Here is an 8,913-nt window from a genome sequence, read left to right on the forward strand (position 1 = left end):
GGCGGCCCACGGATTCAAGCCGGAGTGAGGGCACACCGAGCCTAGGCGAGGTGCCGAGTGGAGGGGCAAGAGCGTTTTGCTTACTTTTGCGCTCTATCAAAAGTGAGCCGCTGTAAGAGCGGAACCCATAGAGGCCGTTACCGCAGCAATGGATATGCCCCCCACAGCACCTGCACCACAGGCAAACCAAGGCCAGCATATCGAGAGCGAATTAAGCGTAGGTATCAATCAACGTACCAAGCATTTCATCCGAAGCCTTGGCGACTTTCGCACCCAGCTCCACTTGAAATTTACCTTGGGCCATTTCGACCATATTGCTCGCCGAGTTCGACGGCTGGGCGCGATCATTGGCTTGCAGACGGTCACTTTGCGCGTCCGAGGGCTGGGTCGTCGCGGCGCTGGCGATCTGGCCGGCGGCCTGGTCGACACGGTTCTGCCCGGACTGAATAGTGCTCAGGCCCGAATAAAACGCGCTGCTTCCAGAGATTTCCATGGCGTAAGCCTGCCTTTAGAGAATCGTGAAGCTGAATTGAAGCAGACATCCCGGCAAAACGCCCGTCAAAAACACCAATGGCATAATGCCTTCGCGATAGCCAAAATCAGTCAAGCAGGTCCAGTTCCAGGTACGCAGCCACCGCTTGCGCCCCGGCGTGCTTGAGTTTCGGCACACGGCCCAGGCACGGCGCCGGCAGGCGCTCGGCCAGCGTGGCGAGGTTCTCTTCCAGACGAGAGGTCTTCGGGTCGATGATATTCGCCACCCAGCCCGCCAACGGCAAACCATCCCGCGCAATGGCTTCAGCGGTGAGCAACGCATGGCTGATGCACCCCAGGCGCACGCCCACCACCAGGATCACCGGCAGCTTGAGCGCCATGGCCAGGTCCGACAGGTTGTCCTGATCGGCCAGCGGCACCCGCCAGCCACCCGCGCCTTCGATCAGGGTGAAGTCCGCCTGGCGCGCCAGGATCTGCTGCATCGGTTTGAGCAGCGATTGCACCGTCAACGCAACGCCCGCTTCACGTGCCGCCAAGTGCGGCGCAATCGCCGGTTCAAACGCCACGGGGTTGACCTCGTCATACGTCAGCGGCAACGAGCATTCGGCCAAGAGGGCCAGCGCATCACTGTTGCGCAAACCTTTGGGGGTCACCTGGCAGCCCGACGCCACGGGTTTGCCGGCGGCGGTGCTTTTGCCGGCGAGTCTGGCGGCATGCAGCAGGCCGGCGGCGATGGTGGTTTTGCCGACATCGGTGTCGGTGCCGGTGATGAAATAAGCGGCGCTCATAGCGGTTTCTCCAGTACGGCATACACCACTTGATACGTGGCGGGCAGGCCCTGGGCCTGACGGAACTGCTCGTAAGCGTCCACCAGTGCAACAATCCGCGCGCGGCCCGTCAACCCTCCCGGGCGACCCGGGTTCAGGTTGTGCGCGCCCAACGCTTTCAATTCGTGGGTCAGGCTGCGCACATCCGGGTAATGCAGCACATGGGGCTGGCGCTCAAGGCTCAGCACGCGCAAACCGCTGGCCGCGCACAGCTGTTGATACGCCTCAAAGGTGCGGAAGCGGTTGACGTGTACCAAGCCATCGGCCGCGCGCCAGCTTTCGCGCAACTCATCCAGCGTGCCCACGCACAGGCTGGCAAACGCCAGCACACCGCCGGGTTGCAGCACGCGATGCGCCTCACTGAGGACCGCGTCGAAGTTCGCACACCATTGCACCGCCAGGCTGGAGAAGATCAGCCCGCAGCTCTCGCCCCGCAACGGCAGACGCTCGGCATCACCGGCGACAAAATGCTCGGCGCCGCCCAGTGGCCGCGCGTGATTGAGCATGCCCTCGGCAATGTCCAGCGCAACACCAGTGCTGGCGGGCAAGCGCTCATTCAGCACACGGCTGAAATAACCGGTGCCAGAGCCCAGGTCCAGCCAGCGTGCGGGCAAGGTCGCGGCCGGCAGGCGTGCCAACAGCTGATTGCCCACCGCGCGCTGCAACTCGGCCACGCTGTCATAACTGGCTGCAGCACGGGAAAAGGACGCCGCCACCTGGCGCTTGTCCGGCAAGGCGCCCGGCAGTGGGGGGTGGGAGAGATCAGTCATCAACGCACTCATGCAAAAAAGCCTGGATCGCCCCCGCCACACCGTGGGGGTCTTCCAGAAGAAAAGCGTGGCCGGCCTGCTCAATCAGGCCGATTTCAACGTCTGGCAACAATGCCAGCAAGTCACTGGCCGCTTCGGCAGGCACCAACTCATCGAGCCCGGCGAACAGATGCAACTGCGGGCCGCGATAGGCCAACAAGGCTTCACGGGTGTCGAGTTGGGCAAGCAGCTCCAGGCCGGGCATCAACACACTGGAAGGGCTGTTCGGCGCACCGCTGACCAGCAAGCGCGACAGCCCGCGAGGGTCTTCGGCGCCCTTGGCACACAGCAGGCCGAAGCGCTTGAGCGTGACTTGGGAATCGGCATGGCACCCGGCGAGAAACGCATCGAACGTCTGCGCAGGCATCGCGCTTGGCCAGCCATCATGGGCGACGAAACACGGGTTGCTGGCTAACGTCAGCAGCCCGCAGCAGCGCTCGCCACGCCGCGCCGCCAACGCCGAGGCGAGCATGCCGCCCAGGGACCAGCCGCCCAGCCAGGCATTGTCCGGCAGCGTGGCGTCGAGTTCGTCGAGCCACTCATCCACGTCACTGGAGGCCAGCAACGGCAAGGGTTCGATCTGCACCTGCAAGTGTTCGTCGAGCCCGCGCAGGGCCGCGGCCAAAGGCTCCAGCGGGGACACGCCGAGGCCCCAGCCGGGCAGTAATATCAGTCGATCACGCATGGTCGGGCTCCAGGGCGCCTAGCAAGCGGAAACACTCTTCCAATGCGTTTAACAATAGCTGCACCTGCGCCTCGCTGTGGGCCGCCGTCAACGTCACGCGCAAACGCGCGCTGCCGGCCGGCACGGTGGGCGGGCGAATCGCCGTGACCATCAGCCCGCGCTCGCGCAGCATCTGCGACAAGCGCATGGCTTTGGCGCTGTCGCCGATCAGGATCGGCTGGATCGGTGTAAAGCTGTCCATCAAGTCCAGGCCAAGCTGTTCGGCGCCTTGGCGGAATTGGCGGATCAAGCCGTTGAGGTGTTCGCGGCGCCAATGTTCGGTGCGCAGCAATTCCAGGCTTTTCAAGGTGGCGCAGGCCAGGGCTGGCGGTTGGCTGGTGGTGTAGATGTAGGGCCGGGCGAACTGGATCAGGCTTTCGATCAGCTCTTCACTGCCCGCCACAAATGCTCCGGCGGTGCCGAAGGCTTTGCCCAGGGTGCCGACCAACACCGGAACGTCCGCCTGGCTCAAGCCGAAATGCTCGACGATGCCGCCGCCGTTCGCCCCCAATGGGCCGAAGCCATGGGCGTCATCTACCATCAGCCAGGCGCCTTTGGCCCGAGCCTCACGCGCCAGCGCCGGCAAGTCAGCAAGGTCGCCGTCCATGCTGAACACGCCGTCGGTGACGACCAGCGTATTGCCGGTCGCCTTCTCCAAACGCTTGGCCAGGCTGTCGGCGTCGTTGTGCAGGTAACGGTTGAAACGCGCGCCAGACAACAAGCCCGCATCCAGCAACGAAGCATGGTTGAGGCGGTCTTCCAGCACCGTATCGCCCTGCCCCACCAAGGCCGTGACCGCGCCGAGGTTGGCCATGTAGCCGGTGGTGAACAGCAGCGCGCGTGGGCGGCCGGTGAGGTCGGCCAGGGCTTCTTCCAGCTCATGGTGCGGGGTGGCGTGACCGACCACCAGGTGCGAAGCGCCGCCGCCCACGCCCCAACGGGACGCACCGGCGCGCCAGGCTTCAATCACCAGCGGGTGATTGGCCAAGCCCAGGTAATCGTTATTGCAGAACGCCAACAGCGGCTGGCCGTCCACCACCACGTCCGGGCCTTGCGGGCTCTGCAGCAAGGGGCGTTGGCGATAAAGGTGTTCGGCACGGCGGGCAGCGAGGCGCGCGGCGAGATCAAAAGACATGCAGGCCTCGGTATGTCTGGATGAACACAACCTCAATGTGGGAGCTGGCTTGCCTGCGATGACGGCGTCACATTAAACATCAATGTGCCTGAATGACCGCTATCGCAGGCAAGCCAGCTCCCACCTTTGGATTGCATTCCAATAGGAGAGAAGGCGTCAAACCACAGCGTTATAAAACTGCTCGCTACTCTTCTGCTCCACCAACGCCTGCTCGATCGCCGCTTGGTGCACTTCATCGGCGTGCTCTTCGCGCGCTTCGGGCAAGATCCCCAGGCGCGAGAACAGCTGCATGTCCTTGTCGGCCTGCGGGTTGGCAGTGGTCAGCAGTTTGTCGCCGTAGAAGATCGAGTTGGCGCCGGCGAAAAACGCCAGGGCCTGCATCTGCTCGTTCATCGCCTCGCGACCGGCAGACAGTCGCACGTGGGACTGCGGCATCAGGATGCGCGCCACGGCCAGCATGCGGATGAAATCAAACGGGTCGATGTCGTCGGCATTTTCCAGCGGCGTACCGGCCACTTTCACCAGCATGTTGATCGGCACCGACTCCGGATGCTCCGGCAGGTTGGCCAGCTGGATCAGCAGGTTGGCGCGGTCGTCCAGCGACTCGCCCATGCCGAGGATGCCGCCCGAGCAGATCTTCATCCCCGAATCACGCACGTAGGCCAGGGTTTGCAGGCGCTCGCCGTAGGTGCGGGTGGTGATGATACTGCCGTAAAACTCAGGCGAGGTGTCGAGGTTGTGGTTGTAGTAGTCCAGGCCGGCCTGGGCCAGCGCTTCGGTCTGGTCCTGGTCGAGACGACCGAGGGTCATGCAGGTTTCCAGGCCCATGGCTTTCACGCCTTTGACCATTTCCAGCACGTAGGGCATGTCTTTGGCCGACGGGTGTTTCCAGGCAGCGCCCATGCAGAAACGGGTTGAACCGATGGCCTTGGCGCGGGCGGCCTCTTCGAGGACCTTCTGCACTTCCATCAGCTTCTCTTTTTCCAGGCCGGTGTTGTAGTGGCCCGACTGCGGACAATATTTGCAATCTTCCGGGCAGGCGCCGGTTTTGATCGACAGCAAGGTCGACACCTGCACGCGGTTGGCGTCGAAATGCGCGCGGTGCACGGTCTGCGCCTGGAACAACAGGTCATTGAAAGGCTGTACGAACAGCGCTTTGACTTCGGCTAAGGACCAATCGTGACGCAGGGTTGCAGTGGTGCTGGCGCTCATGGGCGATTCCTTGGTTATGCTTGGGCAAACGCTGCGGGAAGGGCAATACCCACAAGCGCGACACGGATGCTCGGCATATTTAAGGAAGAATCATGCACTGTCAACCTGAGTACAAACACCAGGTTTACATCTGGCTAAAAAACAACCAAACCTGTTTGATCTGCGATGAAGCCTCGGAATCGGGCGATTGTGTGTGCAACGTCTGCGAAACCGAGCTGCCGTGGCTGATGGATCAGTGCACCGTGTGCGCCCTGCCCTTGCCGATGGACGGATTGATCTGCGGCCAATGTCAGAAATTTCCGCCTGCGTTTAAACATGTTGTTGCACCCTGGACCTACAGCTTCCCCGTCGACACTCTGATCAGCCGCTTCAAGCACCAGGCCCGCTGGCCGCTTGGGCATATGCTCGCGCGCTTGCTGGGCCAGCATTTGCACCACCGCTTCGACGAGGCTGAACTGAGCCGGCCCGACTGCCTGTTACCGGTGCCCATGGCGCGCAAACGCCTGCGCGAGCGCGGCTTTAACCAAGCGCAGATGCTCGCACGCTGGCTCAGTGAGCGCCTCGACATCCCGGTTGATGAGCACCTGGTGTTGCGCCCCCATGAAACCGTCGCGCAGCACACCCTCGACGCCAAGACCCGCAAGCGCAACCTGCTCACGGCGTTCGCATTGGCGCCCGGCGCTCAGGTGCAAGGGCGCCACTTCGCGCTGGTAGACGATGTACTCACCACCGGCACCACCGCCCACAGCCTGGCCCGGCTGCTGATGGACGCCGGTGCGCAACAGGTCGACGTCTACTGCCTGGCGCGCACGCCAAAACCAGGGGCGTGACTTGACTCCCGCGCGCCACGCCTGCAACGTCCGCTCACCTCATCGAAGCGTATCCACATGTCCCTGCCGACTTCCCTCAGCCAACACATCATCCGCCGCCCCCAGCGCATTGCCTTGCTGGCGCATATCGCCGAGCAAGGTTCGATCACCCGCGCCGCGAAAAGCGCCGGCCTGAGTTACAAGGCCGCCTGGGACGCCATTGATGAGTTGAACAACCTCGCGCAAAAACCCTTGGTGGAACGCAGCGTCGGCGGCAAAGGCGGCGGCGGGGCCAAGCTGACGGCCGAAGGTGAACGCGTGTTGCGCCTCTATCAACGCCTGCAAGTGCTGCAGGCCGAAGTGCTCGGCTCGGACGAAGCGGCCAGCGACTTCAACCTGTTGGGTCGCTTGATGTTGCGCACCAGCGCGCGCAACCAATTGCATGGCCAGGTCGTCGCCATCGACAGCCATGGCCGCAACGACGTGATCCGCTTGCAACTGGCCGGCGGCCTGACCCTGGATGCGCAAATCACTCACGACAGTACGCAACGCCTGGAGCTGGAAACGGGCGTCGAGGTGATCGCGCTGATCAAGGCCGGCTGGCTGGAATTGCTCGCCGCCGGGCAAGCGGCAACACCTGGACACAATTGCATGAGCGGCCTTATCGACGCGATTCTCGACGCCGACGATGGCCCCAGCGAAGTGCGCATCGCCCTGCCGAACGGCTTGGTGTTATGCGCGCTGGCGCAGCCCGCCGCACTCAAGGCACTGAGTGCCGTCGCCGGCCAGCCGATCCTGGTGCAATTCGCGCCCAGCAATGTCTTGCTGGGCACGCCGGTGTAGCCACGCGCCGCGCCGCCCACCGCCTTCAAACTGCAACAATTTCGTCACGTGCGCTCCTTAAGGTGTCTGCAAAAACCGCAGGGAGCCTGAGATGAGCCTATTAGAAGAAAACCAAGCCACCGACCTGGAACAGATGGTCGGCCTCACTCGCCGACGTTTTATCGGCGCCGGTGCACTGTGCGGCGCCGCGATGTTCCTCGGCGGCAACCTGCTGACCCGCAGCGCCCTCGCGGTGAATGCCGCCTCCGCCAGCCCGTTGCTGGGTTTTGCCAGCATTGCCGCCGCCACCAGCGACGCCATCACCCTGCCGCCGGGCTATTCCGCCTCGGTGTTGATCAGTTGGGGCCAACCGCTGCACAAGAACGCCCCGGCCTTCGACCCGTCCGGCAACGGCACCGCCAAGGCCCAGGAACAGCAGTTCGGTGACAACAACGACGGCATGAGCCTGTTCGCCGTCCCCGGCGACGACAACCGCGCGCTGATGGCGATCAACAACGAATACACCAACTACCGCTACCTCTACGCCCACGGCGGCGCGCCGCAATCGGCCGAAGACGTGCACAAGGCCCAGGCCAGCGAAGGCGTGTCGGTGATCGAAGTGCGGCGCACCGGCGACACCTGGCAGTTCGTGCAGGGCTCGCGCTACAACCGGCGCATCCACGGCAACTCGCCGATCCGCCTGAGCGGCCCAGCCGCTGGCCATGACTGGCTGAAAACCAGTGCCGACAACACCGGCAAAAAAGCCCTCGGCACGTTCCAGAACTGCGCCAACGGCCAGACCCCGTGGGGCACGTATCTGACGTGCGAAGAGAACTTCACCGACTGCTTTGGCAGCAGTAACCCACAACAAACCTTCGACGCCGGGCAAAAACGCTACGGCGTTGTGGCCGCCAGCAAAGACATCAACTGGCACCCGCACGACCCGCGCTTCGACATGGCCAAAAACCCCAACGAACTCAATCGCCATGGCTGGGTGGTCGAAATCGACCCGTTCGATCCGCAGTCCACCCCGTCCAAGCGCACCGCCTTGGGCCGCTTCAAGCATGAAAACGCGGCCCTGGCAGAAACCCGCGACGGCCGCGCCGTGGTGTACATGGGCGACGACGAGCGCGGCGAGTTCATCTACAAGTTTGTCAGCCGCGACGCCGTCAACCACAAGAACCCCAAGGCCAACAAAGACCTGCTCGACCACGGCACCTTGTTTGTGGCGATCTTCGACGCGGGCGACGGCGACGCCGACCACCCCAAGGGCAAGGGCCAGTGGGTGGAGTTGACCCACGGCAAAAACGGCCTCGACGCGAGCACCGGTTTCGCCAGCCAGGCCGAGGTGCTGATCCACGCGCGCCTGGCCGCCAGCGTGGTGAAAGCCACGCGCATGGACCGCCCGGAATGGATCGTGGTCAGCCCTACCGACGGCCAGGTGTATTGCACGCTCACCAACAACGCCAAGCGCGGTGAAGACGGCCAGCCGGTGGGCGGCCCGAACCCGCGCGAGAAAAACATCTATGGCCAGATCCTGCGCTGGAAGGCCAACGCCTCCGACCACGGCACCGCGGACTTCAGCTGGGACTTGTTTGTGGTGGCCGGCAACCCCGGCGTGCATGCCAGTACGCCCAAGGGCGGCTCGTCGAACATCAACCCGCAGAACATGTTCAACAGCCCCGACGGGCTGGGTTTCGACAAGGCCGGGCGCTTGTGGATCCTGACGGATGGCGACTACAGCAACGCGGGCGACTTTGCGGGCATGGGCAATAACCAGATGCTGTGTGCCGACCCGTCGACCGGGGAAATTCGTCGGTTCATGGTTGGGCCGGTGGCGTGTGAAGTTACGGGCATCAGCTTCTCGCCGGATCAGAAGACGCTGTTTGTGGGGATTCAGCATCCGGGTGAAACCGGCGGCTCGACCTGGCCGGAGCACTTGCCGAATGGCAAGCCGCGCTCGTCGGTGATAGCGATTCGGCGCGATGACGGTGGGATTGTCGGCGCCTGACAGGGCCTCTTCGCGAGCAAGCCCGCTCCCACATTCGACCGTATTCCAAAGGTGGAACTCGTTCGAATGTGG

The 8,913-nt window shown here is 63.5% G+C and carries 9 protein-coding genes; 3 read left to right on the forward strand and 6 right to left on the reverse strand.

Annotated features, from left to right (window positions below; translation table 11 throughout):
• Positions 1-211: 211 nt before the first annotated feature.
• From WBB95_RS10240 to bioB, 6 genes are all read right to left on the reverse strand, one after another.
• A complete protein-coding gene (locus WBB95_RS10240; RefSeq protein ID WP_424487476.1) occupies positions 212-493 on the reverse strand; it encodes a pyrroloquinoline quinone biosynthesis protein PqqE in 282 nt (93 codons plus the stop codon).
• Positions 494-599: 106 nt separating this feature from the next.
• Entirely contained in the window at positions 600-1,280 is a 681-nt protein-coding gene (bioD, locus tag WBB95_RS10245; RefSeq protein WP_424487477.1) for a dethiobiotin synthase, read from the reverse strand.
• Positions 1,277-2,089 carry a malonyl-ACP O-methyltransferase BioC gene (gene bioC, locus WBB95_RS10250; RefSeq protein ID WP_424487478.1) on the reverse strand — a complete coding sequence of 271 codons (813 nt, stop codon included), beginning with the start codon at positions 2,087-2,089 and terminating at the stop codon, positions 1,277-1,279. The genes bioD and bioC overlap by 4 nt, the downstream gene beginning before the upstream one ends.
• Positions 2,082-2,813, reverse strand: coding sequence for an alpha/beta fold hydrolase (locus WBB95_RS10255; protein WP_424487479.1), 732 nt, complete (start codon positions 2,811-2,813; stop codon positions 2,082-2,084). The genes bioC and WBB95_RS10255 overlap by 8 nt, the downstream gene beginning before the upstream one ends.
• Entirely contained in the window at positions 2,806-3,987 is a 1,182-nt protein-coding gene (gene bioF, locus WBB95_RS10260; protein WP_424487480.1) for an 8-amino-7-oxononanoate synthase, read from the reverse strand. Before bioF ends, WBB95_RS10255 begins: the two co-directional genes overlap by 8 nt.
• Before the next feature lie 156 nt (positions 3,988-4,143).
• Positions 4,144-5,199: a biotin synthase BioB gene (gene bioB / locus WBB95_RS10265; protein ID WP_424487481.1), complete on the reverse strand. Its 1,056-nt coding sequence runs from the start codon at positions 5,197-5,199 to the stop codon at positions 4,144-4,146.
• 92 nt (positions 5,200-5,291) lie between these two features.
• Here bioB and WBB95_RS10270 point away from each other — a divergent pair, with 92 nt between their 5' ends.
• The 3 genes from WBB95_RS10270 to WBB95_RS10280 all read left to right on the forward strand — a co-directional run bounded on the left by WBB95_RS10270 (position 5,292) and on the right by WBB95_RS10280 (position 8,841).
• Positions 5,292-6,029, forward strand: coding sequence for a ComF family protein (locus WBB95_RS10270; RefSeq protein WP_424487482.1), 738 nt, complete (start codon positions 5,292-5,294; stop codon positions 6,027-6,029).
• A 57-nt stretch (positions 6,030-6,086) separates the two neighbouring features.
• Positions 6,087-6,851, forward strand: coding sequence for a TOBE domain-containing protein (locus WBB95_RS10275; protein ID WP_424487483.1), 765 nt, complete (start codon positions 6,087-6,089; stop codon positions 6,849-6,851).
• 91 nt (positions 6,852-6,942) lie between these two features.
• A complete protein-coding gene (locus tag WBB95_RS10280) occupies positions 6,943-8,841 on the forward strand; it encodes a PhoX family protein (RefSeq protein WP_424487484.1) in 1,899 nt (632 codons plus the stop codon).
• Positions 8,842-8,913: the final 72 nt, after the last annotated feature.

Origin of the sequence: Pseudomonas sp. (assembly GCF_049645325.1) — a bacterium.
Classification (GTDB): domain Bacteria; phylum Pseudomonadota; class Gammaproteobacteria; order Pseudomonadales; family Pseudomonadaceae; genus Aquipseudomonas.

Bases quoted from the DNA above. Each gene is read 5' to 3' on its own strand.
- bioC (WP_424487478.1), bottom strand. From the start codon at position 2,089: ATGACTGATCTCTCCCACCCCCCACTGCCGGGCGCCTTGCCGGACAAG.
- bioD (WP_424487477.1), bottom strand. From the start codon at position 1,280: ATGAGCGCCGCTTATTTCATCACCGGCACCGACACCGATGTCGGCAAA.
- WBB95_RS10240 (WP_424487476.1), bottom strand. From the start codon at position 493: ATGGAAATCTCTGGAAGCAGCGCGTTTTATTCGGGCCTGAGCACTATT.
- bioF (WP_424487480.1), bottom strand. From the start codon at position 3,987: ATGTCTTTTGATCTCGCCGCGCGCCTCGCTGCCCGCCGTGCCGAACAC.
- WBB95_RS10275 (WP_424487483.1), top strand. From the start codon at position 6,087: ATGTCCCTGCCGACTTCCCTCAGCCAACACATCATCCGCCGCCCCCAG.
- WBB95_RS10280 (WP_424487484.1), top strand. From the start codon at position 6,943: ATGAGCCTATTAGAAGAAAACCAAGCCACCGACCTGGAACAGATGGTC.
- WBB95_RS10270 (WP_424487482.1), top strand. From the start codon at position 5,292: ATGCACTGTCAACCTGAGTACAAACACCAGGTTTACATCTGGCTAAAA.
- bioB (WP_424487481.1), bottom strand. From the start codon at position 5,199: ATGAGCGCCAGCACCACTGCAACCCTGCGTCACGATTGGTCCTTAGCC.
- WBB95_RS10255 (WP_424487479.1), bottom strand. From the start codon at position 2,813: ATGCGTGATCGACTGATATTACTGCCCGGCTGGGGCCTCGGCGTGTCC.